This window comes from Dyadobacter sp. 676 (assembly GCF_040448675.1).
In the GTDB taxonomy this organism is placed as follows: Bacteria; Bacteroidota; Bacteroidia; order Cytophagales; family Spirosomataceae; genus Dyadobacter.
Genome location: NZ_CP159289.1, coordinates 3843447 through 3870113 on the forward strand (window position 1 = coordinate 3843447; position 26667 = coordinate 3870113).

The 26667-nt window shown below is 51.6% G+C and carries 19 protein-coding genes and 1 pseudogene; 9 read left to right on the forward strand and 11 right to left on the reverse strand.

Annotation, left to right across the window (positions count from 1 at the left end; all coding sequences use genetic code 11):
• Positions 1–58: 58 nt before the first annotated feature.
• The 5 genes from ABV298_RS17275 to ABV298_RS17295 all read right to left on the reverse strand — a co-directional run bounded on the left by ABV298_RS17275 (position 59) and on the right by ABV298_RS17295 (position 9294).
• Positions 59–949: a hypothetical protein gene (locus ABV298_RS17275; RefSeq protein ID WP_353717439.1), complete on the reverse strand. Its 891-nt coding sequence runs from the start codon at positions 947–949 to the stop codon at positions 59–61.
• Positions 939–1226 (reverse strand): hypothetical protein, encoded by a 288-nt coding sequence (locus ABV298_RS17280; protein WP_353717440.1) that lies wholly within the window; start codon positions 1224–1226, stop codon positions 939–941. The genes ABV298_RS17275 and ABV298_RS17280 overlap by 11 nt, the downstream gene beginning before the upstream one ends.
• Positions 1227–1296: 70 nt before the next feature.
• Positions 1297–5874 carry a translocation/assembly module TamB domain-containing protein gene (locus ABV298_RS17285; protein WP_353717441.1) on the reverse strand — a complete coding sequence of 1526 codons (4578 nt, stop codon included), beginning with the start codon at positions 5872–5874 and terminating at the stop codon, positions 1297–1299.
• 105 nt (positions 5875–5979) lie between these two features.
• Positions 5980–6690 carry a hypothetical protein gene (locus ABV298_RS17290; RefSeq protein WP_353717442.1) on the reverse strand — a complete coding sequence of 237 codons (711 nt, stop codon included), beginning with the start codon at positions 6688–6690 and terminating at the stop codon, positions 5980–5982.
• Between the two features lie 261 nt (positions 6691–6951).
• Complete coding sequence (locus ABV298_RS17295) at positions 6952–9294, reverse strand: TonB-dependent receptor (RefSeq protein WP_353717443.1); 2343 nt, start codon at positions 9292–9294, stop codon at positions 6952–6954.
• Between the two features lie 334 nt (positions 9295–9628).
• Here ABV298_RS17295 and ABV298_RS17300 point away from each other — a divergent pair, with 334 nt between their 5' ends.
• The 5 genes from ABV298_RS17300 to ABV298_RS17320 all read left to right on the forward strand — a co-directional run bounded on the left by ABV298_RS17300 (position 9629) and on the right by ABV298_RS17320 (position 16481).
• Positions 9629–11257, forward strand: coding sequence for a beta-N-acetylhexosaminidase (locus tag ABV298_RS17300; RefSeq protein ID WP_353717444.1), 1629 nt, complete (start codon positions 9629–9631; stop codon positions 11255–11257).
• A 391-nt stretch (positions 11258–11648) separates the two neighbouring features.
• Complete coding sequence (locus tag ABV298_RS17305; RefSeq protein WP_353717445.1) at positions 11649–12020, forward strand: hypothetical protein; 372 nt, start codon at positions 11649–11651, stop codon at positions 12018–12020.
• A 50-nt stretch (positions 12021–12070) separates the two neighbouring features.
• Positions 12071–13102, forward strand: coding sequence for a quinone-dependent dihydroorotate dehydrogenase (locus tag ABV298_RS17310; protein WP_353717446.1), 1032 nt, complete (start codon positions 12071–12073; stop codon positions 13100–13102).
• A 42-nt stretch (positions 13103–13144) separates the two neighbouring features.
• Positions 13145–15727 (forward strand): DNA translocase FtsK 4TM domain-containing protein, encoded by a 2583-nt coding sequence (locus ABV298_RS17315; RefSeq protein ID WP_353717447.1) that lies wholly within the window; start codon positions 13145–13147, stop codon positions 15725–15727.
• Positions 15728–15830: 103 nt separating this feature from the next.
• Complete coding sequence (locus ABV298_RS17320; RefSeq protein ID WP_353717448.1) at positions 15831–16481, forward strand: outer membrane lipoprotein carrier protein LolA; 651 nt, start codon at positions 15831–15833, stop codon at positions 16479–16481.
• An 81-nt stretch (positions 16482–16562) separates the two neighbouring features.
• Here the strand turns inward: ABV298_RS17320 and ABV298_RS17325 are convergent, their stop codons facing one another.
• The 6 genes and pseudogenes from ABV298_RS17325 to ABV298_RS17350 all read right to left on the reverse strand — a co-directional run bounded on the left by ABV298_RS17325 (position 16563) and on the right by ABV298_RS17350 (position 21399).
• Entirely contained in the window at positions 16563–16757 is a 195-nt protein-coding gene (locus tag ABV298_RS17325; protein WP_353723283.1) for a hypothetical protein, read from the reverse strand.
• A gap of 49 nt (positions 16758–16806) precedes the next feature.
• A pseudogene (locus ABV298_RS17330) lies at positions 16807–17031 on the reverse strand (DUF2383 domain-containing protein); the annotation flags it as partial.
• Positions 17032–17207: 176 nt separating this feature from the next.
• Positions 17208–18308, reverse strand: coding sequence for a DNA topoisomerase IB (locus ABV298_RS17335; protein WP_353717449.1), 1101 nt, complete (start codon positions 18306–18308; stop codon positions 17208–17210).
• Positions 18309–18478: 170 nt separating this feature from the next.
• Positions 18479–20767 (reverse strand): ATP-binding protein, encoded by a 2289-nt coding sequence (locus tag ABV298_RS17340; protein ID WP_353717450.1) that lies wholly within the window; start codon positions 20765–20767, stop codon positions 18479–18481.
• The gene (locus tag ABV298_RS17345) at positions 20757–20978 is read right to left on the reverse strand and encodes a hypothetical protein (protein ID WP_353717451.1); all 222 of its coding nucleotides are present in this window, start codon (positions 20976–20978) and stop codon (positions 20757–20759) included. The genes ABV298_RS17340 and ABV298_RS17345 overlap by 11 nt, the downstream gene beginning before the upstream one ends.
• Before the next feature lie 28 nt (positions 20979–21006).
• Positions 21007–21399 carry a biliverdin-producing heme oxygenase gene (locus tag ABV298_RS17350; protein ID WP_353717452.1) on the reverse strand — a complete coding sequence of 131 codons (393 nt, stop codon included), beginning with the start codon at positions 21397–21399 and terminating at the stop codon, positions 21007–21009.
• 368 nt (positions 21400–21767) lie between these two features.
• On the opposite strand from ABV298_RS17350, the gene ABV298_RS17355 reads away from it, so the two are divergent.
• From ABV298_RS17355 to ABV298_RS17370, 4 genes are all read left to right on the forward strand, one after another.
• Complete coding sequence (locus tag ABV298_RS17355; protein ID WP_353717453.1) at positions 21768–22331, forward strand: DUF4142 domain-containing protein; 564 nt, start codon at positions 21768–21770, stop codon at positions 22329–22331.
• 199 nt (positions 22332–22530) lie between these two features.
• Positions 22531–24102: a sulfatase gene (locus tag ABV298_RS17360; protein ID WP_353717454.1), complete on the forward strand. Its 1572-nt coding sequence runs from the start codon at positions 22531–22533 to the stop codon at positions 24100–24102.
• Positions 24103–24107: 5 nt separating this feature from the next.
• The gene (locus ABV298_RS17365) at positions 24108–25550 is read left to right on the forward strand and encodes an NAD(P)/FAD-dependent oxidoreductase (RefSeq protein ID WP_353717455.1); all 1443 of its coding nucleotides are present in this window, start codon (positions 24108–24110) and stop codon (positions 25548–25550) included.
• Between the two features lie 15 nt (positions 25551–25565).
• Positions 25566–26651: a formylglycine-generating enzyme family protein gene (locus tag ABV298_RS17370; protein WP_353717456.1), complete on the forward strand. Its 1086-nt coding sequence runs from the start codon at positions 25566–25568 to the stop codon at positions 26649–26651.
• The last annotated feature ends 16 nt before the right edge of the window (positions 26652–26667 follow it).

Sequence of the window (26667 nt, forward strand, 5' to 3'; positions counted from 1 at the left end):
ATACAGGTTCCCTCTTCTGAAGCCGATGGCGTCATAAAAAATACGGCGTTTGTAATTATTACCGGGATCGGTAATGGTGATCCCCCCGGCGCAAGGGCCCGCGAGCGGCCAGTGCGGTAGAGTCGTTCAGTTTATTTTCCTCCGTGCCGGTGTTGACGTAAATGCGGTTGATAAAATACTGCTTCAGCGAGGTTTGTGCCGTTTCTTTTTTGACCTCGAGGTACAAATTCACCTGCTGCGGCCCCAATGTGGAATCCGCCCGCCCGATGGTGGAATCGATTTTTACAACCAGGTAATCGGGATTGAAAAAATAGTAGCCTTTGCCTTTCAGTTCCTGGTCGATACGCGTGCGCTCGGCCGTGACGACGTCTAGGCGGATGGGGTCGCCTTTTTTCAAGAGTGTTTTTTGTTTCGCCAGAACGAGGTCGCGGTTGAAAAGCGAGCTATCTGGAACAACGTAGCTAAGCTCGTTGATAACATAGCGGGGCATTACATAGGCATCGTATTCGGTAATCGCGGTCCGTTTCTTTTTCTTTTTGCTTGGCACGACCCGACCTTTTACCGCCGACCGATAATAGCCTTCATTGTCCAGAAATGCGACCATATTCGCCGCATTGATATCCACGATGCGCTGCGTCGCGAAGCGCGGCGGCTCGCCGAGCTTTTTGCGGAACCAGCTTCTGAGCCCGCCTTCATCCTTGGGTTCGCCGATCCAGTAGTAAAACCACACCTTCCATGGAAACCCGAAAATGGTTTTGTTGGCCGGCGGCTTGATGAGCCCTTCCAGTTGATCGGCCACGCCCGAAACGTTCGGTTTGGAAATACTGTCGGGCTCGACGTTGACCTTGTTGCCGACGTAAATACTCTGGCCTTCGGGTACATACCGGTTGACCGAGCAGCCGCCCAGGAAAATGCAGATCGCCAGTATATATCCGATATTACTTCTCATTGCGCTGCTTTTGGAAAATCTCGCGGAAGAGGTCGTAATCCGCGGTAATGATAAAACTCACACCGGTTTCAATGATAAAACCTTCCAGGATCGATTGGTATTGATTTTTGCGAAACGCCCGGAACATATACCGGCCGTCTCGGCTGATGGCGTAGTCGAGGGCGATGTTGTCGAAAATTTCGGTTGAATTACCGCTGTTGTTCCGGCTTTCCAGCTCGAAATTCTTGCCTACGGAGATTTTTAAACGGTCGTTCAGGAATGCTTTGCTCAGCCCCACGTTCAGGTCGGTCCGTGCGCCGGTGGTCTGGTCGGCGGTGGAATTCAGGCCGATATTGAGGTCGACGCCCTTAATGAGGTCTGGAAGCGAGGTTATTGAGCTGGTCGGTAAGCAACTGGCTCACACTTTGCCGCGCCACGGCTTCCGCACTTGAACCGATATTGAACCCGGCTGTCGATTGATCGGTAATGAACTTGTTGGTGATCAGCAATGCGAAGGCCTGTTTGTTCATTTCCGAGGAGTTGTACTCCATTTCTTTCCAGAACGTCTGTTGCGTAATGTCGTTCTTCACCTGGGTATCGACCACATTGTCCGGAATAGCGATATTAAATTTGATGTTCGGCGTGCTGAGGTTGCCGGTGATGACGACCTGCACTTCCACCGGTATTTTGCTCGCTCCCTGAAATTTGGCCGCAATTGAACCCGGGTCGACCATTACCGGATAGGATGCCGTAATATTCAAATCCGCTTTCATCGGGTCGCCGGTCCAGAGCAATGTACTGCCTTTTTTGATCTCGAACTGCCTTTTCAGGATTTGGAGCGTCAGGTCGTAGGACCCTTCGGTGAGGTCATAGGAGCCGAGCAGGAAAAGTTGCCCGTTCGGCGCCATCCCGGTATTGAGCTGTGCGTTGCCTTTCAGCCGGATATTGTCGCCATTCAGCTCGTCGATAACGACTTTGAACTCCGATTTGTCGTCCACCTCGATATCCAGGGAAATCTGGGAGGCGAAATCGACCGTTACATTCTGGACCGCCTCGACCGAATCCTTTTTAGCGACCTGCGTAGAGTCGCTCATGTCCACAAACTCGATCACACCCTTGGTAGCATCGCCGGCTTCGGTGGCGTCGTTGGGCATTACCACAGTTATGTTGCTGCCGGGATCGACCTTGACGGTACCGTCGATGACCGATTTCGCCCCCTGGCCTTTGACCGTCAGGTTGGCATCGATATTAGCTTTGCCAAAAAACAGCTCGTTCTGTTTCTGGGTCGAGTTCAGCACATTGAAGTTTTTCGCGGAAATATTGAGATTGTAACCCACATCCGGCAGCTTGGCGATATTTACATTGCCATTGATCTTCATCGCCTGATTGAGCGAGTCGGTGACAGTAAAATTATTAAAATTGATGTTCTGCCCGTTAAACTGGATTTTTTGCCCCGCTAACGAGTACCTGGCACCCAATTGCGTGGCATTGAAGGCCACATCGTCGAAGCTGACGGCGCCGTCGAGCCGGGGGCTGTCGGTCGCGCCGGTAATGGCGATGTCGCCGGTAAGGTTGCCCGTCGCCCGTTTCAATTCCCCGAAACTGAACGCCTCGATGGTCTGTGCACTGAGTTTTTTCAGGTCCATTTTGAAATCCATCGGTGTTTCGGACTGCATATTGTAGCTTCCGCGAATGTTGACGTCGTTTTGCTCATTCACCAGCGACATTGCAACGCGGATTGTGTTTTCCGTTTCGTTGGTGGACTTAATGGACAGGTCGCCGACAGGTATTTTCGTGACGGCGAGGTTGTTGATGGTCAGCTCGCCGGTATAAACAGGCGACGTCATGTAATTGCTCAGCAAGACCTTCCCATTCAGCGTACCGGTAGCCAATGTCGAATCCAGCGTGGCGATCTCGATCAGCGGGCCGATGGAAATATTCGACATCGCGATGTCCAGCGGACTGTTCGGAGCTTCCGAGGTCGAATTGATTTTCAGGGACTGGCCGTTGTTGCTGATCATGACATTCTTTACGTGAACGCTGTCGGTGGCGTATTGTACGTAACCGGAGGTATCGGCCACCCATTTGCTGTAATTCAGCAGCAGGTCGTCGCGCAGGTTGAGCCGGTAACGGTTATTATCGACTATAAGATCGCCTTTTACGGCATGTCGCTCGGCGTTTAACGAATCGCGGACCACAAAATCGAACTTCACGTCGTTATCGACGATCCGGCTCGCAAGCGACGCATTCTGCATTCTGAAACCGCCCGTGTTGACCATTCCTACATTCGCGTTTAGCGCCGCATTGGCTTCCACCGTACTGAAATCGACGGAAACGCGTTCGATGCGGATGCTGTCGTAATCGATCATTGGCATGCTCAGTCTGGCAACCAGCGACGAATCCTTCTGATTGTCCATTTGTGCGTGGAACCGGATCGCATTCATTTCACGGATTTCCGGGACAAACGCCTGAACAGCGGGATGGTTCGTCAGTGTGGCGTCCAGCGCGAAGTTGATCGGTTTGGTTACTTCCTTATAAGTCAGGTCCGGCGATTTGAAATGCTTTCCGACTTCGGTAAGGATCGCATCGCCGAGCTCGGTATAGGAATACTGCCCGGTCATTTGGGCTTTGAGAATGGGCGAATCGATATAAGCCTGCCTGCCTCCGCTCGAATCGGTGAGCTGTACATTGATATTTGAAATGCCGATGGGTTTGCGATGGTGCGTCAGCACAAGGCTGTCCATTTTGATGGTCCCGAGCGGGTTTTCGGGATTTGTCGATGGCATATCGACCTTGACGTTGCCCTTCACCTTTAATGAGTCTGCATACAGATTCAATGCGGTGAGGTCCAGATTGGCGACTTCGAGGTCCGCTTTTACCGATGGATATTCCTTGGAGAGGTCTGCCTGCGCATTCAGGTCAAGGTCGATATTACGGTCGTTCATATTTGCCGAAATATGGGCCAGGCCGTGGTCGATATCGCCTTTCAATTTCAGGTTCTGATAAACATACCCTTTGATATCGGCGCTTTCGATATTTCCGTCGAGCCGCGCTTTCATGGTTTTGGGCGCATAACCGACTCCTTCCACGTCGGTACGGAGCGTCAGCTTGCCCATTTCCGATGCCGGCTGTTTCATGAGTTTGCCCAGGTCGAATTCCGAGAACGTTAGTGTACCATTGTATTGGGCGCGGAGGCTGTCGGTAATATTTTTGAGATTTCCCGAGAATGTTCCCGATCCGAAAGAACTGTTGATGGTGGTGGTCAGGGTAAGATCCTCCATAGAGCCATTCACCTTGCCCGAAATCTTGATTGCATCCGGTAATTCAATGGAAGCCGGAACCGTGCTGTCGGGCAACATTTTAAGCAAATCGGCTTTGGTGGAAGAAATCTCACCGATATTCAGGTCCATTGCCAGTTTTTCAGCGTCGGGGAGGCCACGCAGGCGGCCGTCGGCAATGAGAACGGTGCCGTCGAGCATGGTAAACTTCGCTTTCGAGATCAGCATATCGTCCACCGATCCGGTTATTTGCCCGGTACCGTTCACCACGCCGTTGGGCTCCTTGTCGAACGGGGGTGTCTGCGCGAGATCGGGCGCGAGCAGGAGAATGTCGGCAAATGCAATGCGGCTGTCGGTAAGGCGTAGTTTGAGTTTGACTTTGCCGATATCGTTTGTGAGCTGGTCCAGGTTCTTATAGCGCAGGCTCAATTCGTCGCGCAATAGGGTATTAGGTGTTTTTAAATATAGATTGCGGAGGTAGGTTTCCTGGTTGCCATAGGCAAAATCGGTACGGAATGCGTCGAGACGGAAGCCGCTTTTGTCTTTAAACGCAGCCGATTTCAATGTGCCCGCGATGTTTTCCGGGGAGAAGAGAAAATCCTGCAAATACACATTCAGGTCTTTGATGTCGAGGTGTGCGTAATCCAGGCCTTTGGGTACGGCGGGGGAATTGAAGTCGTCATAACGAATGTCGTTATCCGCAAGTTTGATTTCCCCGACCTTGACAAACCAGCCTGGCGCCTCGGGCGCAGTGGCGGCCGTATCCTTCTTTTCCGGGGCCGGCTTGGGCATTTTGGCAAATTCCGCGAACAGCGACATTTTTTCCAGCGACACGTTGCGGACGTCCACACGCTGGCTGCCCATGTAAATATTGTTCACATGCCCCGCCAGTTTCCCGACGGTCAGGCCGTTTTTCAATCCCGAAGTTTCATCGTCGAATTGCCATTTAAACTGTTGAATATCGATGTCGCCCACCTTAATATCCAGCGAGTCGGCCGGATCGGGTTCCGGGCCGGCGGCTGCAACTTTCAGTGCCTTGTACATCCTCAGTTTCACCTCACTGTTATGCAATGCGGTGCTGGTGAGGTGATACCGGGAAATGGTGGGGTTGAACTTATCGAATTTCACCACCGCGGAATCGATATTTCCCGAAGCGTCGGTGCCGATAACTGCATCGCGGTACGAGAACCGGACTTTTTTCAGCGAAATCTGGTCGAGCCGCATTTTAAGCGGTTTTGAAGGGGTGGTGTCGACCTCGGTCGTATCGGTGCCGGCAAATGCATCGACGATAAACTGGAAATTAAAGACGGTATCCGGCAAAACGCGGCTGATATTGGCGTTCACGTCTTCCAGTTCCACCTTGTTGATACCGATGTCGCCTTTGATGAGGCCATACATGTCGAGGTCCACATACAGGCGCTTGCCCGCAACGAGCGTGTCGCCATGCAAATCTTCGAAATAAACGCCTTCCAGCAATACCCAGTCGGGAATATCGAACCGTACTTTTTCGATATTAACCTTGGTTTTCAGCTTTTTACGCAAAAAAGAATTTGCCTGGGACGTTAAAAAATTCTGGCCGAACGGTGTCTGGATGCCCCAGATCAACACGCCAACCAGAATCAATACTGTCAGGATTATTATGGCCAATACTTTCAGTGCTTTCTTCATCCCTGGCTGTTTTCCGCCCTGGCTGTTATGAGGGCGTTGAAAAATCTGGTTTATTGAACCCGAGGGCCCTGTGCGCCCTCCGTCCCGTGGGGCAATGGCCCCGGATTATCTTTTGAACAGTTCGACGTTTACATTTTCATTGACGGTCAGCGCCGACTTGATCGTAACCGGCTTTTTATCTGCACTGCTCAGTTCAACAAGCTTGGTCGGGTACAAAATACCGTACGCGGATTTTGCGTAATCTGACAGGTCGGTGGTCGTTTCAACACCCGCCTCCAAGCTTTTCACACGCACGAGCAGTCCCGATTTCGCATCGAAATAGAGGTTGTATTTGACGCCTTTTCCCTGTAATTCAACATTATTGACCTGGGCGCCATTGAGCGTTTCGGTCCCGACGGTCGTCGCTATCAGTCCGCGGTTTTTATAATTGATAAACGGGGCAAGGTTGTCGTAGAGCTCCTGGCGCATATTCTGCTGTTCGGCCTGACTTAGATCCTTTACATCCACTCTCTGCCCGATTGGCACCTTGAGCCAGCCCTGGTCGCCCTTTACGGTGTACACAAAGCTGCGTTTCATGATGGTTTTGTTCTTATATATCGACTGTTCGGGAATGGATGCGGTAATCACGGCATCGTAGGGAGTTGCGGCAGCGGCGGAATAGCTCCTTTTCAGTGTGTATGATTTCACACCGTCCCACAGCGCTTTGCCCCCCGTTGCTTTATAGAACTGCGAAAATATGGAGTCGGCGGGCAGTTTTTGTGCATAAGAGCCAGCCGATAACAATAGCAGCGCGGCCAGCATTTTGAGCTTTTTCATCTGTGTAAAAGTTTGTGTTTAAATTTTTCGGACCTGTTCCAAAACCCGGTTTTTAGACCACGTCACATGTTCGGGGTTTAAATAAGCAAATTTAATCGACTCCTGCGCGAGCTATTTGCAAAAACCGTTCCATGCCGGCCGGCATTGTGCGGAACATGTCTGCAATAGCCCTGTTTTGGAAGTTTGAAACTGCTTGTAAATGAAAAGGAAGGGCCGAACCGGCTCTTCCTTTCACATATATTAACAATTTGAGACGGTCGGTCAGGCGTCGTCGCCGCTTGCGGAAATTTTACCGAACCTGTATTGGAATGTCACATTCACCAGCCTGTTCGTCTGGTGCCAGTTTGACGCTTGCGAATAGGTATCCGTGCTCAACTGACTTTTATAATTTCGGGAAAGGAAAATATCCTGTACATTAAACGAAATCGTGGCTTTCTTTTCCAGCAGGTCCTTGCGGATACCCATATTAGCGATGAAAACGCCGTCGCGCGTGCCTTGTGCGATAGCCCGCGGGCCTTCGTAATTCACATAAGCGGATGCGCGGAAATCCGCAGGGAGCGTAATGAATGCATTCAGGTTACCCGAGTAGCTCCACGTCCGGTTATCGATCTGGGCTACCGCCGAAACGACCTCGCTGCGGAACACCCTTCCGCTGCCATTGATTTTCAGCACATCGCCGAAGAGCTTCTGGGAAAAATCGGTTTCGAAGCCGTACGACAATTCGCGGCCGACATTGTCATAGCGGGTGAGTGAAACGCCCGCCTCGTCGATTGTGCGGATCTGCGTGATCGCATTGTTCGAATAGTCCATGAACAGCGAGGGCCCCCAGCCACCATTGGCTTCGTAATTGGAATAGCCCATTTCTGCCTTGTGGGTAAACTCAGGGCGCAGGTTCGGGTTGCCCGTCCTGATGTTACGTGGATCCGAAACATCGGTGAACGGGTTGAGCCAGTCGGCCTCCGGGCGCTGCACGCGACGGCTGTAATTGAGTTTCACCTGCGACGACTCGCCAAGTTTGCGGGTTATCGCCAGGGACGGCACCAACGTCAGAAAATGTACGCTGAACTCCTGGTTCCGGCTGATCTGGTTAATATCCTGGTTGTAGTCGGTCACACGCAAACCGGCCCTAAGCCCCCACAGATCGGTTTTTTGCGAGAATGTCATGAAGCCGGTGTAAGTGGCATCTTTGTAGCCGAAAACATTGCTGATGTTATTATCAAAAAGATAGGCGCCCGTTTCGCGGTCGAGGTTATAGAATGCGTTGGTATTGTCGTTCGAGCTTGTGCGTGAGCGCACGCCGGCTTCCAGCGTTGCCTTGGGGGTAATTGGCCAGGTGTAGTCCGCATTGAGGAACAGCGAGTGGCGGTTGTTATCGCGGAGGTTCTGCTGGTTGCGCATGAGGCTGTCGATCGTGCTCTCCTGCGTAAAGTACGATTCACCGTCCGACCCGCCGAGCGAGTAGCTCGAATTGAAATTGAGCTGATGGTCTTTTTCGGCAAATTTAAGTCTGTAATCCAGATTGAAATTGACATTTTCGCCGTTGCCTTTGCTGTTATTGAGGCGCCGGAAGGTTTCCGAAACGATCCCCGAAGCCAGCGTCGTTTCGTTAAGAATATTACTATAATTGCGGCTGTTGTCCCGTGAATAGTTCACACCGGCTTCGATCGAGTTTTTGTCGTTGAAATCGTAGTTGACACCTACGCGGCCGAATGCGTTTTTACCCTTGTTACCACCCGTACCGTCCTGTTGCAGGTGCGAGGTCGATTCCGTGACGAAGTTATCGCGGCTCAATGCCCGTTCCCAGGTCATGGCGCGGGTTTGGCCGCTGAGGGACGCATTCAAACCGAATTTTCCGACCTTATAGCTCAAGTTCCCCGACGCCGCATTGTTGTTTCTGTTACCAATGCTTAACCGCGCACCGCCGTTCATACCGCGGATTTTCGTCTTTTTGGTAATAATATCGATTACTCCCGACGCGCCTTCGCCTTCATATTTGGCCGATGGCGTCGTCATGACATCGATGCGCTCGATGAGGTTTGCCGGGAAAGATTGCAGGATCGTAGGCAGGTCGCTGCCATAAAGGTTGGAAGGCTTGCCGTCGATAAGGACCACCACATTGCCTTTCCCGCGGACTTGCGGGTTACCGTTTTCGTCGAGGGAAACCGCCGGTACTTTTTCGAGCAGGTCGCTCACGTTATTACTCGTCGCGAGCATATCCTTGCCGATATTGACGATCTTTTTATCGATATCGTCCACGATCATCGTTTTTTCTCCCTTCACCACCACTTCCGCCAGCTTTTGTGCTTCCGGGACGAGCGTAATGCTTCCCAGGTCGAGCAGGCCGACTTCCGCCGCTACTTTGATATTCGGGCGATAGAGGGTTTGGTAACCCATATTGGTCACGCGGAGAAGGTAGTTCCCGGGTGTCACGTTCGCGATCGCAAACACACCGTTCTCATCGGCCACCGCACCATTGGCCAGCGACGAATCTTTGGGCGCGAGTAACGCAATGGTAGCAAACGCAACGCCGGCGTTGCCGGGTGCTTCCACGATTTTGCCCACAAGCTTGCCGCCGTCGACGCGCTGCGATTTTGTAACTTTCACAGGAAAGGCACGACCGTCGGGATTTGCAAGAAGGAGTTGAGTTGGTAAAATTAACGCAATACTGTTAAGAAACAGGGTCCTTTTCACGGGTATAGGATTTTAGATTTTACTAGGAGTTAAGTTTGACAGACAGGCTGATAGCGTGTAGTTCAATGTAACAAAACCAAGTTGTAAAACTTTAAAAGGTGCAAAGTTACACTTAATACTGGTAACGTGCCCGTTTTTGAAATAATTACATAAAATTATAAAAAATTTAAGAATCGCCGGATTTTACATGGGGAACAGGTTAATTTGCATCATTTTTAAATAATTTTAATAATCCGTTCCCTATTTTATGAAAAGTTTCCTTTTCGGGCTGATCTGTTGCGTGCTCGTGCACTCCGCATGGGCGCAGATCAACGTCATTCCCAAACCCACCAATGTCCTGACCGCTCAGGGTGCATGGTCTTTCAAAACCAAAATGAAGATCGGCGCGCCTGCCGACGCACGGTGGGCACACGTCGCCGAAATGCTTGCAGCGCAACTGGGCAAAGCGACTGGCCGCACGCCTGTGGTTGCCAAGGGCAAAGGCGACATTTCATTCGTGGCATCTTCGGACGCCAGCCTTGGCGAGGAAGGTTACCGCTTGCTTTCGACCCCGAAAGGTGTCACCATTCAGGCCCAAACTGCCAAAGGTGCATTCTATGGAGTACAAACCCTGTTGCAACTGTTGCCCGCCGAGGTTTTTAGCGAGACACCGGTTGCCGGTGTGAAATGGGCCGTCCCCTATGTAACGATAAAAGACGTGCCCCGCTACGCCTATCGGGGGCTGATGCTGGACGTTTGCCGCCACTTCATGCCGGTCGAATTTGTCAAGAAATACATAGACCTGATCGCATTGCACAAGCAAAACCAGTTCCATTGGCACCTTACCGACGATCAGGGCTGGCGCATCGAGATTAAGAAATATCCGGAGCTGAAAACGATCAGTTCGAAACGTAAGGAGACTATGAAAGGTCATTATAAGGACCAGAAATACGATGGCATCCCGTATGAAGGTTTTTACACTCAGGAGGATATCCGGGAGGTGATCAAATATGCCGAAGAGCGGTTTGTGAACGTGATCCCCGAAATCGAGATGCCGGGCCATGCATTGGCCGCGCTGGCCGCTTACCCGCAGCTGGGCAACAATCCCGACAAAATTTATGAAGTGGGCACGAAATGGGGTGTTTATGACGACGTTTTCATGCCCCGCGAGGAAACGTTCAAGTTTCTGGAAGACGTGCTCACGGAAGTGATCGATCTTTTTCCGGGCAAATACATCCATATCGGTGGCGACGAATGTCCGAAAGTTCAATGGAAAGAAAGCCGTTTTGCCCAGAACCTCATTCAGAAGGAAGGTTTGAAAGACGAGCATGGCCTGCAAAGCTATGTGATCAAGCGGATCGACAAGTTCATTACTTCGAAAGGCCGGAGGATGATCGGCTGGGACGAAATCCTCGAAGGCGGCCTGTCGCCGAATGCAACGGTAATGAGCTGGCGTGGTATCGAGGGCGGTATCGCCGCTGCTAAAGAACGCCATGACGTGATCATGACACCCGGCAACTTCTGCTACCTCGACCATTACCAGGCCGACGCCAAAACGCAGCCTATTGCCATCGGCGGCTTCACCGACCTCGCCGAGTCATACTCTTATGATCCGACACCGGCGGAATTGTCGGCCGACGAAGCGAAGCATATCCTCGGCGTGCAAGGCAACGTGTGGACCGAATACATGAAAACGCCTGCCTACGTACAATATATGGTATGGCCCCGCGCCACTGCGTTGGCAGAAGTAGGTTGGACTTCGAAAGAAGGCAAGAACTTTGAAGATTTCAGCAAACGCCTCGAAACCCACAAAAAACGCCTCGACTATCTGGGAGTGAACTACTTCGGCGCGCCTATTAATGGCAAGTTCGAGTATGTTTGGCCGGAGAAGATGTAAGGCATGTATTTTGAAAATCAATAAGAGCATCCTGCAAATGGGTGCTTTTATTGTTTAATGAATATGCCGATATTTACTTTCGATTGATTTTGGGACATGAAAACGAAGAAGAGAATAATTACCATTTATAAAAATCTCGACGATCCGTATGTAGATGCGATGCGAGCGGGAAAGACGGAGAGCCCAAGCGAACGCTTCGAGAAATTTTTTCAAGTTCAAAGGCAGTTTCAGCATTTTACTGGACGGGGTGGGCCTGCCGGTGATCGGAAAATTACAATCAGAAAAGCAGAATGGATTTAGAAAACTATGAATTCCTGCAATTCACAAAGTGCGCACACCTGACAAAATTAGAATATCTGGTTGTTGGTGGATTTGCAATTATTTAAATGGTATGAACCGCTCGACGAACGATGTTGACATCTGGATTAACCCGACCCAGGAAAATGGCGAGCGATTAATAGCGGTTTTTAAATGTATGGATTTGGATGAAAGCGAAATTTTTAAACTGGAACAACTAGACTTTACCCAGCCACAGGTCTTTGGTTTTAACGGTGAGTTGGATATCGTTACGAGGATCCATCGAAACTTTGACTTCAACGAAGTGTTTGGCAGATCGAGAAGTTTTGTAAACAAAGAAGGCTCGTTGATTTATTTCCTCGATCTGAATGATTTACGTGAGCTAAAAGTGCTTGCCCGAAGACCACAGGACCTTCGGGACGTGGTCATGATCGATGACTTTCTCAAGCTCGACGAACAAAAATAAAATTCCCCCGTCTCCCTCACCCTTCCTGCGAAACATTCTATTTTTGCAGGATGTATAAGATTCTGATCTCCCCTATACTTTTCCTGTTTGACGCCGAGCGCATTCACCATTTTGTGTGCGAGGCATTGCATTTCGCATTCAAAATTCCTTTTGTACCGCAGATCATGCGCGCGATGTACACCTACGAGCATCCCGATCTGGTACAGGAAGTAGCAGGTTTGCGGTTCCGCAATCCGGTAGGACTCGCGGCCGGATTCGATAAGAATGCCGAAATGGTGGACCAGCTGGAAGCATTGGGCTTTGGATATATCGAGATCGGGACGGTGACGCCGCGCCCGCAGCCGGGGAATGACAAGCCGCGCTTGTTTCGTCTCAAAAAGGATAAGGCATTGATCAACCGGATGGGCTTCAATAATAAAGGTGTTCAGGTAGCAGCCGCCAAGCTGGCAAAGCGGAAGTCGAAAATATTGGTAGGAGGAAATATTGGTAAAAATAAAGACACTCCCAACGAGCAGGCATTGAGCGACTACCTGATCTGCTTTCGGGAGCTGTTTGATGTGGTCGACTATTTTGTGGTAAATGTGAGCTCCCCAAACACGCCGGGCTTGCGCGATTTGCAGGAAAAAGGGCCATTGACGGAAATACTGAAAGAACTGCAAACCAGAAACCGCGAAAAAGCCAACCCTAAACCGATCTTCCTTAAAATTGCGCCGGACCTGACCACCAGCCAATTGGACGATATTATCGACATTATAAAGGAAACGGGCATCGCAGGTGTGATCGCTACCAACACGACGATCAGTCGCGAAGGGCTTGTAACCGATTCGCAGGAAGTAGCGCAACTAGGGGCGGGCGGATTAAGCGGTGCACCGCTCACACATCGCTCAACGGAAGTAATTCGTTACATTTGTGAACAATCCAACCATGCTTTTCCCGTTATCGGAGTCGGCGGTATCGCCACTCCCGGAAACGCTTTGGAAAAAATAAATGCAGGCGCCGGCCTGATCCAGCTTTATACCGGCTTTATTTACGAAGGGCCCGGTGTGGTCAGCAGGATCTGCAAGGCATTGGTCAGGAAGTAAATCAGAAACACAGCACTTCACGCATTCCCGGAATTGAAATAAATGTCAGTCAACAAGCCAAGAGGTAACACACAGCGCCAGAAACCGGAGGAAGCGGCCGCCGCTCCCCGTTTCCGTGTATCCCTCGATTGGGAACACATTTTCACCAGCCCGAAGAATACGTTGGCCTGGGGCACATTCTTCATCATCCTGGGATTGATCCTGGAAACGTCCTTTTTCTCTTACATTATTACAGGATTATCCGACCAGAGCGTACTCGACGGCCTCGGGCATCAGTCGATCCGCGACGCTGGCCGGCAGACCCGCAACTTTCTGGGCGTGCTCGGGGCGGTGGTTTCGCACATTTTCGTCTACCGGTGGTTCGGCATCGGTGCATTGCTGCTGCCGATTGTCCCGTTTGTAGCGGGCTGGAAAATGGCATTCGGAAGAGAGATTCTGCCCTTGGGCAAAATCACCAAGGAAGTGATCTTTTTCACGCTCTGGGTAAGCGTGCTGATGGGCTACATCGTGCTTATGAGCAATAGCGAAAATACCCTCAGTTTTCTGTCGGGCGGGTTTGGTTACCTGGTTAACGTGTCGTTCTTCGACTGGCTTAAATGGGGCAGCATACTACCGATACTCTTTGCGCTGTTCGTATTCGCGGTGTTTTTCTACGATGTCCGTGATAAATACGAATCGTGGCAGGCACGCAACGCCAAGCCGGAGCCAGCCGCCGACGAAGCCAGAGAAGATGCGAAGGGCACCGAGGGGGAATTGCTGCCCGATGAAGTGGCCGTTCCCGGAAGTACCTTTGTTTCGGTGGTGAACGATACCTATGACGACGAGGTACTAACTTCCGAAGAGCAGCCCGACCTGGAAGTGGAAACAGAGGAAGAGGCGCCACGTGTGGTGCCGCATCCGGCAGTGGTGTTGCCGGTAACGCCAACCGCCCCGCCCGTTCCCGCCGCGTCGGCGACGGTCGAGCTGCCGGTTATGCCAATGGAAGTGTCGGCCGTGCCATCCGAGCCGCTGCTTGAATTTGAGGTGGAAGATACAACCCAGGCGAAGGAGCCTCTGGATGAGGAGTTTGAAAATGAAGATATCAATGCTTCCATATTGCGGGAGTTCGGGCAGTACGACCCGATGCTCGACTTGCCGCAGTACCAATTCCCGACGATCGACCTGCTGAACGAGGTTTTCGAAAACCAGCATGAAAAAGTAAGCCAGGAAGAGCTTGAAAGCAATAAGACCAAGATTGTCGATACACTTGGCAGCTATGGCATTAACATCTCGAAAATCAAGGCGACGATCGGTCCGACAGTGACGCTTTACGAGATCATTCCCGAAGCTGGCGTTCGTATTTCGAAGATCAAGAACCTCGAAGGCGACATCGCGTTGAGCCTCGCGGCGCTGGGTATCCGTATCATCGCGCCGATGCCCGGTCGGGGAACGATCGGTATAGAAGTGCCGAATAAGAACCGGGAAACTGTTTTTGCGCGTTCGGTGCTGTCCAACGAGCGTTTCCAGAAGTCGAACTACGACCTGCCGATTGTTTTGGGTAAAACCATTTCAAACGATATCCATATCGCCGACCTGGCTAAAATGCCCCACTTGCTGATGGCGGGTGCGACGGGCCAGGGTAAATCGGTCGGCTTGAACGTCATACTGGCCTCGCTGATTTACAAGAAGCACCCGGCAGAGCTCAAATTTGTGCTGGTCGATCCCAAAAAGGTAGAACTGACGCTATTCAACAAGCTGGAAAGGCACTTCCTCGCGAAGCTGCCGAATGCGGAAGAAGCGATCATTACCGACACAAAAAAGGTAATTTTTACCCTGAACTCGTTGTGTATCGAAATGGATTCGCGCTACGACCTGCTCAAAGAAGCCGCGGTACGGAATTTGAAGGAATACAATGCCAAATTTGCGGCGCGAAGGCTGAACCCGGAAAAAGGCCACAGATTTTTGCCTTATATCGTGCTTGTGATCGACGAGTTGGCCGATTTGATGATGACTGCCGGTAAGGAAGTGGAAACGCCGATCGCACGCCTGGCGCAGCTCGCGCGCGCGGTGGGGATTCACCTGGTGGTGGCTACACAGCGGCCTTCGGTGAAAGTTATCACCGGTTTGATCAAAGCCAACTTTCCGGCCCGTTTGTCGTTCCGGGTAACATCCAGCATCGACTCCCGGACAATTCTGGACATGGGCGGTGCCGAGCAGCTTGTTGGCCAGGGCGATATGCTGCTGGCGATCAACTCGGAGGTTATCCGCCTGCAGTGCCCGTTTATCGACACGCGCGAGATCGAGGATATTTGTGAATATATCGGAGGGCAGCGCGGTTACGACGAAGCCTACGCATTGCCGGAATACGAAGGCGACGATGCCGCCGAAGGCAAGGCCGACCTCAATCCGGACGACTTTGATGCCCTGTTGCCGGATGCCGCGCGCCTGATTGTGACGCACCAGCAGGGTAGTACGTCGCTGATCCAGCGTAAAATGAAGCTGGGCTATAACCGGGCCGGACGCATTATGGACCAGCTCGAAGTACTGGGGGTAGTGGGGCCGTTTACAGGCAGCAAAGCGCGCGATGTGATGTTCCACGATTTGAATATGCTGGAAGAGCATCTTCGCACGATGGGGGTCGGCTAGGCGCGGCATTCATTAAACCTTCGGGATTTTATAAGGTCAAAAAATTGAAATATTTCACTTAAAACCCCGTTTTAATAAACCTAAAAAGTATAAATTGTTGAATATGAGAAAATTGAAGAAAAGTGCTTGTTTGCTTGCATTGTTGGTAATCTCCGTTTTGAACCCCTTTACATCTAATGCGCAGGGCGACAAAAAATCATCGGAGATCCTCAATGCCATGAGCAACAAGTACCAGAAGATCAAATCCTTTAAAGCACTTTTCACCTACATTACCAAAGGGGAAAAGCCATTGAAAGGAGAAGCGACCGTGAAGGGTTCGAAGTTTCGGTTGAAAATGGCGGGTCAGGAGATCTTTAACGACGGTAAATTGATGGCTACTTACATCAAGGAAACCAACGAAGTGAATTTGCAGGATTTCGACCCGGCCGCCGGAGGCGATCTGGATCCTACGAAAATCTACACCGCATATAAAAAGGGCTTCAAATCGGCTTTTGTGAAAGAAAAGCAGGAGGCTGGTAAGGCTCTGGAGGTTGTCGAGCTTACTTCTACCAATAAGAACAGCCAGGTAGACAAGGTGCAAATCGAAGTGAACAAGGCCGATAAATCCATCAGCAGCTGGAAAATTTTCCAGAAGAACGGCCAGGAAGTTACCTATAAAGTGGACCAGTTCGTGGCTGACGTGAATGTAGCCGACAACTTCTTCGCTTTTAATGCCAAACAATATCCGGGAGTAGAGGTAGTCGACCTGCGCTAATTGGATATGCCGTTAAGAAAACGAATGGGTGAGCCTTCCGGTCTCACCCATTTCTGCTTATATGCATTATGATTCATTCTTTTAGCTTACCGCATGGTGCAAATCGCGGTATTTTTTGATCAGATTATGCGATTCGAGCAGTTCCGCTTTCTGGTTGGCGATCATCTGGCGGATGTGTACCGGCAGGTCTGCATCGGTGGCCAATGCGTCGTCGTAAGCCTCCTGTGCGGCGTCTTCGCCGTATTCGCAACTCTCGAGCACTGGAAGCGCGGTCATGGCCGGTGAAGGTGGCCTTGATATCCATCCACACCCGGTATATCTTGCCCGAAGTAGTGGTGCCCGTGGCGATTTCCCCACCGAGATTACGGACCTCCGCACTCAATTCGTTTATATTTTCACGGCTTTCATTGGCCATTTTTTGAAAAATTCCTCTCAGATCCAGGTCTATATCTTCCACCTCGCTGAGCGCCTTCTCATAGCCGTCGACGCGGTCGTTGTTGATCCTGATCAGGTCGTTCAGCACTTCAATTAGATTTTCATTGGTTTCCATGATTGTTCGCTGTTAATGTTGTGACAAGTTTTGATGAAAACAGTTGTACCGTCGTCAAATGCTGTGCCATTTTCCAAATGCGGCTTGAAACGCAGGATCGGCGGTTTTGTTCATTGCGTATATGAGGAGATATTACCCTTCCGAAGTGGCGTATATGCTTCCGAATCTCACCAGTACTAAGCAGGCCGGGCCAGCAATGCGCGTACCCGCTGCTCTGTTTCGGAAAAATGGGCGGTCTGCTCCACCTGTCTGTTCAGGAAGCGGTTAATCCGCTGGCTTTCATAGGCTCTGAAAACCGCGGGATGCACGTAATATTTCTTGCAAACTGCCCGGGTATTGCCCAAATGTGCGGCTACCACGTCGAGACAGGTGTTGATGGTGCGGGTTAGCTGTCGCTGCGAGCCGGCCTTTTCCTGATGACTCAGGTATTCGAATGCCGTTACCGTGCCCATCCAGGTGCGGAAATCCTTTGCTGAAAAGCTGGCGCCTGTGTAGCGGCGGATGTAATCGTTTACCTGTTGCGCATTCAGGGAACATCTGCCGCCATGTTCGTTAATATACTGGAAAAGCCGTTTTCCCCGCATTTCCTTACATTGTTTAACGAGGCGGGCGAGTTGCTTGTCGCGAAGCGTTATGTCCTGAGGGATGCCCTTTTTACCTTTGAAGATAAAGCGTATCCGGCTTCCGGTCACTGTCGCGCAGCGTGCATCGAGCGTAGTGATACCCGACGACCCGTGCCGGACTTTATAGCGCTGGTTACCCACACGCATGCAGGTTTTGTCCATAAGCTTGATAACCAGTGCCGTTACCTTCGACAGGTCGAATTCCCGTTTTCGCAGATCGTGCTCTACCTGCTCGCGCAGCGCCGGCAGGGCTTCCGAGAACATGAGCAGTTTGTAATACTTGGTCTGATTCCGGATGAGGTTCCAATACGGGTGATAACGGTATTGTTTGCGGCCGGCGGCGTCAATGCCCGTGGCCTGCAGATGCGCATCGGGGTCGGCGCTGATCCAGACGTTTGTCCATGCAGGCGGCAATACAAGCGATTTAATGCGTTTGATCGTCTGCGGATCTTTGCAGCGTTGGCCGTCGGGGTCGGTATAGTAAAACCTGGGTGCTTTCCCTTTGCGAAAATACCCCGGAGCATCGGCCGACCGGATATAATGAAGTCCGGCCGCTTCGGCGGTCAGAACGGGGTTTTTTCTTAGTTTTTTGAATTGTCGGGCTGTGATAACGGGCTCTTCAACGGGTATTGCAAGGGCTGCGGCTACTGACATGTGGTTTACAGTTTGTTATATCATAAACCATATTAATTTAATACCAGCCCACGCTCTCTGCTCCGATCCGCCGTCCCGGGCATTCCTGCATCTTTTTTTGCAAGCAAAATTCTCAGCCCCGCCGTTGCGACGGCTTGGCTGAGGAACAATGTACTCAGTTGAACGGACAGTTATTTTGCAGGGAAATAAATGCTGAAAACGGAACCCCGGCCGGGGACCGACGTGGCATGGATAAAACCTTTGTGGTTTTCCATGATTTTCTTACAGATCGCCAGCCCGATGCCCGAGCCTGGGTATTTATGGGCGGGGTGCAGGCGCTGGAAAATGTCGAAGATCCGGTTTTCATATTCCTTTTCGAAACCGATCCCGTTGTCGTGGAAGGCGATAACACGGTATTGCCGGGCCGTGGATGCCTTTTCGGCAGGGACATCCGCGCCGGTCACCAGGCTGCTTGTAATCCGGATTTGCGGTCGCTCGTCGGGCTTCGTAAATTTAAGGGCGTTGCTGACCAGGTTAACGAAAAGCTGATGGACCTGGAAGGGAATAATTTCGAGGCGGGGCAGCTCGTCGGCCCGGATTGCGGCCTTTTTTTCCTCGATATTGTCCCGCAATTCGGAAAGGACGTTTTGCAGCACTTCATTCAGGTCGGTCGGCACAAATACCTTCTCCATACTTCCCGCCTTGGAGTAGGTGAGAATGTCTTCGATCAGCAACTGCATCTTTTCAGCGGCGAAGCGCATTCTTTCGACCGAATCCTTCACCTGCGCGGACAAATCCGGGTCTTCCCTGTCGAGCACTTTGGAAGCGAATATCTGGATTTTACGCAATGGTTCTTTCAGATCGTGGGTTGAAATCCAGTTGAGGTTCGCCAATTCCCTGTTGGCAAGCCGTAATTCTTCGTTGAGGCTGCGGTTCTGATCTTCCTGCGCCCTGATTACCCGGTAGTTGATGTGCTTTTGCAGCGCGTAGGAAAAGCTTGAAGCCGCATTGACTTCCGATTTCCGCCATGGCGAGCTTTTGTCCTTCACAATCTCCATCCATCGCTCGAATGACTTGCGTGGTGAAAGACGGAAACCGTCTTCGTTCTGCAAAACTGCCTTGTCGGGATTACCGGCCCAATTGATCGTCTCGACTTTTTCCTGTCTCATCCAGAGAATACCGTCCGGCTCTCCGGAGACCATCGAATGATAGATAATTCCCGCCGCATACTTCGATAGATTGCTTCCGTCGGGGTAAATATCGAGCAGCTTGTCGGTTTCAAAGCTCTTGTTGGGATAGGCTTTGGACAAGAATTTAAAGAGCTTCAACAATTCCTGTTCGGCGGGGACCTGACCGTTGGTGTAGAGCGTGCCGTCATAAAAGATGGCGACGCCCGTGGCATTGGCCAGTTTCAGCAACGAATCCGACTTGTGGCAGGCTTCCATGAAGTTGTCCGTCTCATGGAGTATCGTCAGCGATTCCACGAGGGCCTTATCTACTTCCTCGCCTATGTTGAACTCCTCCGCCACTTCCCGGACGGCGATCTGCGAAGTCAGGAAATGGCCCTGCAACAATGCCGATAAGCGTGTATAGTGCGGCAATATCTTGGGTGAATAATGATGGCACGCAATCAATCCCCACAACTTATTGTTTTGCAGGAGCGAAATCGTCAGCGTCGCGCCTATGCCCATGTTTTTAAGATATTCGATATGGATCGGCGACACGCTCCGCAGGACCGAAAGGCTGAGATCCAGCGAATGGTTACCTTTCTCCGGCGAATCGTCGATCGTAAGCAGTGGCACAGGTGTGTAGTTGATATCCGCGATCATCCGGAGCGGGTTGCGGATGTAAAGTTCGCGCGCCTGCGCCGGGATGTCGGTATGCGGGTATTTCTGGTTCGCAAATGAAACCAGGTCCTCCCTTTTGCTCTCGGCGATCACCTCTCCGTTGTATTCGGGGTCGAACCGGTAGATCATCACGCGGTCGTAGCCGGTAATGGCGCGGGTTTCGTCCGCAATTTCCTGGCATAGATCCAGCAAACCGCTGGATTTTTCCATGATCGACACGAAGTTGCGTGTTTGTGTATAAAGGTTGGGCAACTGCAGCGTGCCATCCGGGAACGGTTCCAGCTCCATGATGACGTTGCCGCCGCTCTGATGAACGGTGGTATTGAACGAAACGCCGTCCAGGGAGAATACAAATGGCTGCGCAGGGTCAATATGCTCCGCTCCTGCGTGGCGCGCGAAGCCCGAAGCCTGCTCTTCGGGAAAAATATCCTGTATATTTTTGCCAAGGATTTGTTCAGGCTTCAATGCGATAAAATCCGCGCTGTTGGCGCTGCAAAATTCAATGCGTGAGCTGCCTTTCCTGATTCCCAGCAAAAAGCCGTGTGGTTGAATGCTCCCTGGTATGTGGATGGGTTCACTTTCGCAATTTGTCAGGTTGACAATGTCGCGGTTCACAATATCCTTAATATTCATTTCCTGCTCCGTTACGACCGGCCGGGTCATGCAACCCGAGCCAACGATCGATGATGGTAAAAGTTTTTTTTGCGCTGGCGATCACCTCCTCCCGTTCCTCCGGTTCCCTGGCAAATTGGGTAAGAAAAGAGATGAAAGTTTTCCACAGGTCCCCGGTCCGTGCGCCATATCCCCAGAAATATGAAGCGCCGTTTTGGGGCGTCAGCCCCATTGCCTCATGGATATGTTTGTATAAAATCCTACCCCCCGAGTGTGGACCCTTCCAATACGTACATGATGCCCAGCGCTTCGGCCGTCGAGAAATATTCGAAACGGTAAACAGGCAACGCGTCGATCGCTGCTTCGGAAAAACCGGTGGCCAGCAGATCGCCGATGATCAGCTCCGACTTGTAGCGGTCCGATAAGTCGTTGACAATAGTAGAAATAGCGGGGAATATCTGATCTTCGCAAGCAATGGTCACGCCGAAAAGAGCGGCCAGATAGCCCTGGTAGTCCGGAAGTGAAACGGAGGGGGTGAGTATCGCTTTGGAAAGCCGGTTGTTTTCCAGTTTTTGATGGCTCTCCGCTGTCTCTTGTCTTAATCGTTTAAAAAATAAGTCTTGCTCCGTGTCGAAAGCAGTCGCTTCACTCATGCTGAAATGTAAATTGGAACCTGTAAGAGTTAGTGGAGCCTCAAAAACTGTTCCAGCGCTTCGGCGCCGGCATGTTCGCCCGGTACGAGAAACATTTCTTAGTATTTCCACCAGTCCCTGAAACTGATCGGTTTCCCAAATATATAATTTGCTCCGGTACGCCGAATCTAAAAGATATTGCGCCACCGACTCGGAAAGGATCGCCGCCCGAACCTGTCCATAGCCCCGGTTCTCCGATTTCATTCGGGCATTCGGGGCCGTTCGCAACTGACGCCCTGAGTTGCCGGCATAACTGTTTTCAAGCCGGTACGATGGCATACTTTTTTTATTTTATCGGATCTGAATCATCCAAAAAATGAAAACCAGTTATGAAAAAGATCACATTTAGTGCCCTCATAATCGCCACCGTAATGGCATTCACTGCTTGTAACACCAACAAGTCGGAGGACACGAAAGAAATTGCTGAAGAGCAAAACGAAGCCAAACTCGACACCACGGCATTGGAAGACGACGCGGAATTCGCGGTAGCGGCTGCCGATGGCGGGCTGATGGAAGTCCAGCTGGGCGAGCTGGCCCAGAAAAACGCGGCCAACGCCGACGTGAAAAAGTTCGGTGAAACCATGGTGGCCGACCATTCGAAGGCTTCGGAAGAGCTCAAAACGCTTGCGGCCCGGAAAAATATCACATTGCCGGCCATGCTGAGCAACGAAAAGCAAAAGAAATATGATGAACTTACCGCCAAAAAAGGCGCCGAATTCGATAAGGCTTACATTTCTTTTATGGTAGACGATCATAAGGAAGATATCAGCGAGTTCGAGGAAGCGGCCAAAGATGCCAAAGATGCCGACGTGAAAGCGTGGGCGGAAGGAAAGTTGCCCACACTGAGGCACCATCTCGAAATGGCCGAGGCGTTGCATAAAAAGTTGAAGTAATTGATCCGACGACCGTTTGGAGGCCCGGGGCGATAAGTTCCGGGCTTTTTGCTTTCTAACCCCCGGAATAGTAAAAAGAAAACATCAATTTGTAATTTTAAAGCCGGTGGTTTGCAGGCAGCGGAAAGTTATTCCTGTAAACGCTTGCGAATTGGCTTTGTATAAGTTTATTTTGTCTACCTATTATATAGAGTATTTCATGTTTACTATTCTAACCCGTCCTGCGAAGCTGACCGTGGCGGCCCTTTCAGGCCTCATTGCGCTGGTAATGTCCGTTACGTCCAGCCTCGCGCAAACCGCTCAGCGCCCGAATATTATCTTCATTTTTTCCGACGACCATGCTTATCAGGGTATTGGTGCTTATGGAAACAAGATTGTGAAAACGCCCAATATCGACCGCATTGCGCGCGAAGGTGCATTGCTAACCAACAACCTCGTCGCCAATTCGATCTGTGGGCCCAGCCGGGCGACGTTGCTGACAGGCAAGTACAGCCACCTCAACGGCTACAAACGCAACGACCGTACGAAATTCGATACCAGCCAGACATTGCTTTCCGAAACACTGCGCAAGAATGGCTACCAAACTGCCTGGATCGGGAAAATGCATTTGAATAGCCTGCCTGCTGGATTCGATTACTGGAATGTATTGCCCGACCAGGGGCATTATTATAATCCGGAATTCATCGGGCAGCCGAACGACACCACCCGGTACACCGGCTATGTTTCCGACCTGATTACGCAATTCGCTACCGGCTGGCTCGAAAAACGGGACAACAGCAAACCATTTTTCCTGATCGTCGGCCATAAAGCCACTCACCGCGAATGGATGCCCGATTTGCAGGACCTCGGCGCTTACGACGATGTGACTTTCCCGCTGCCATCGACATTCTATGACGATTATAAGGGCAGGAAAGCCGCGGCAGACCAGGATATGACCATCGATAAAACCATGCGCATGAAGTTGGATTTGAAAGTAGGCGTGGATTATGAAAAGGATTTTCTCTATAATCGCCTCAATCCGGAGCAGAAAAAGGTGTTCAAAGCCTATTACGATAAGGTTTCCAAAGAAGTTACCGACAAGAACCTGACAGGTAAGGCATTGGTGGAATGGAAATTCCAGCGCTATCTACGCGATTATTTTTCAACGGCCAATTCACTCGACCGCAATATCGGCAAGCTCCTTGATTATCTCGACAAAAGCGGCTTATCCAAAAATACAGTGGTAATATACGCTTCCGACCAGGGTTTTTACCTCGGCGAGCATGGCTGGTTCGACAAGCGGTTTATTTATGAAGAATCGCTGAAAACTCCGTTTGTAATCCGCTATCCCGATGTGATCAAGCCTGGAACCCGGGTAAACGACCTGGTAGTGAATATCGACTGGGCTCCGACCGTGCTGAATATCGCGGGCGTACCGACGCCCCCGGACATGCAGGGGAAATCGTTCTTGCCGTTGCTGAAAACCAATAACGCTGCACGGGTGCCGTGGCGTAAAGAAGCCTATTATCACTATTACGAATTCCCGCAGCCGCACCATGTCTATCCGCATTTCGGACTGAGAACGGACCGTTACAAGCTGGCGTACTTCTATGGCGGTGCCGATTCATGGGAGTTGTATGACCTGAAAACGGACCCGAAGGAAGTTAAGAATATTTATGGTGTGAAAGGAACGGAAAAGCTCACAGCCGACCTTAAAGCGAAGCTGAAAGCATTAATGAACGAATATAAAGACGACGAGGCATTGCAAATCCTCGCAACAGCCAAACCCTGACCAGCGTGACGAACACCGGATACGACGCGATAGTAGTAGGGGCCGGTCCGAACGGGCTCGCGGCTGCTATCACTTTACAGGAGTCGGGGCTCTCGGTGCTGGTCGTAGAAGGGAAGGATACGATCGGCGGGGGAATGCGAACCGCAGAATTGACACTGCCGGGGTATCGCCATGATGTTTGCTCGGCGGTTCATCCGATGGCCTTGATGTCGCCATTCTTCGCGGGACTGCCGCTGGTGGATTTCGGGTTGCAGTTCGTTCAGCCACCGCACGACGCGGCGCACCCTCTGGATGGTGGCCGGGTAGCGGTGCTCGACAGGTCGGTGGAATCGACGGCCGCGCGGCTGGGCGCTGATGGTGCCGCCTATCGTAAATGGATGGGCAATTTGACAGAATCCATTCCCGGATTGCTGCCGGATTTGCTCGGGCCGCTGAAATGGCCTGCCAAACCTTTCCAACTGGCGGGCTTTGGGTTGCAGGCCTTGCCCCCGGCGAGCTGGACTGTCGGGAGGTTCAAAACGGCGGAGGCCCGCGCATTATGGGCCGGAATGGCGGCGCATTCGATCCAGCCGCTGGAAAACATTGCAAGCTCCGCATTCGGCATCATGCTCATGGCGGCGGCGCATATCAAAGGCTGGGTAATACCGGTGGGCGGCAGCCAACGCATTGCGGATGCATTGGGGGCCTATTTCCGGTCGCTCGGCGGGGAGATCCGGACGGGTTGGATGGTGAGTTCGATAGACGATCTGCCGCCGTCGAAAGTGGTGTTAATGGATGTTACGCCCCGTCAGCTCATACGGATAGCGGGCGATAAGCTTAGTTCGTCGTACAAAAGACGTTTGGGAAATTACCGCTATGGCCCGGGGATATTTAAAGTCGATTGGGCACTGGACGAACCAATACCTTTTTACCGCGAGGAATGCCGAAGTGCCGGAACCGTGCATCTGGGCAATACATTCGAGGAAATCGCGAGGTACGAACGGAATGTCGGGAATGGAAGGCGGGGAGAAAAACCTTTTGTTTTGCTAACGCAGCAAAGCGTTTTCGACCCAACCCGCGCCCCTGCCGGCAAGCACACGGCATGGGCGTATTGCCACGTCCCTCATGGCGACGACCGGGATATGACCGATGCCATCGAAAGCCAGGTAGAACGGTACGCTCCGGGTTTCAGTGACATTATTAAAGCAAAACATATCACGAATGCCAGCGCATTTGAAGAATATAACCCGAACTATGTTGGTGGTGACATCAATGGCGGTATTCAGGATATTTTGCAGTTGTACTCGCGGCCCGTGCTGAGTATTTCGCCTTACAGGACATCGGCCGGCAATATTTATATCTGCTCGTCGTCAACCCCTCCGGGCGGGGGCGTGCATGGGATGTGCGGGTACCATGCGGCGCGACAGGCGTTGAAGGATGTGTTTAAATTGGAAGTAAAAAAAGCATAATAGCGTTTCAGGAATATGGAGTTTTCAATAAAGGGCTTTTGTGGGCTGATAGGGATAATGGCTGTGGCTTTATGGGGCTGCGGAACCAAGCAAGCCGCCGAAGAGAAAAGGAAGGCCGATAGCCTCGCCGCCTGCATTGCCGACGGCATGCCATCCCGCGCAGGCGCGATCCGTAATGCAAGCCTGGCGACCGAAGGCGTGGGCGATACTACGGGAATGGTTTGGATCGCCGGTGGAAAGTTCCTGATGGGCGCCGACGAATTCCCCGATGCGCGCCCGATGCACGAGGTAACCGTGAACGGGTTTTATATCGATGCCCACGAGGTAACCAATGCCGAGTTTGCCGCATTTGTAAAAGCGACCAATTATAAGACCGTTGCCGAACGCCCGTTGAACCCGGCCGACTACCCCGGCGTGCCCGCCGACAAGCTGGTGCCCGGCTCCGCGGTATTCACGCCCACGCCTACGCGCGTGAGCCTGGATAACCCGCTGCAATGGTGGAATTACGTGCCCGGTGCAAATTGGGCGCATCCGGAAGGGCCTTCCAGCTCGGTCGAAGGACGCGAAAATTATCCGGTAGTACACATATCGTACGAAGACGCGGCCGCCTATGCCAAATGGGCTGGCAAAAGGCTTCCTACCGAGGCGGAATGGGAGTTTGCGGCGCAGGGCGGAAAAGGGAACCATACCTATTACTGGGGCGACCAGCTGAAACCGGGCGGCAAATGGGTAGCGAATATTTATCAGGGCAGTTTTCCGGACAGGAATACAAAGGAAGACGGTTATCTCACCGCAGCGCCGGTCAAATCGTTCCCGGCCAATCCTTATGGCCTTTATGATATGGACGGCAATGTGTGGGAATGGTGCGAGGACTTGTACCGCCCCGATTATTACCAGAAAAGTCCTGCCGTGAACCCGAAAGGGCCGTCGGACAGCTATGATCCCGACGAGCCGGGAGCCGTGAAAAGGGTGCAGCGGGGAGGTTCATTCCTTTGCAGCGATGATTATTGCATCCGCTACAAAGCCGGGAGCCGCGGAAAGGGCGAAGTAACCAGCGGAAGCAATAACCTCGGCTTCCGTTGCGTAATGGACAAAAAATGATGTGGTTACCTAACCG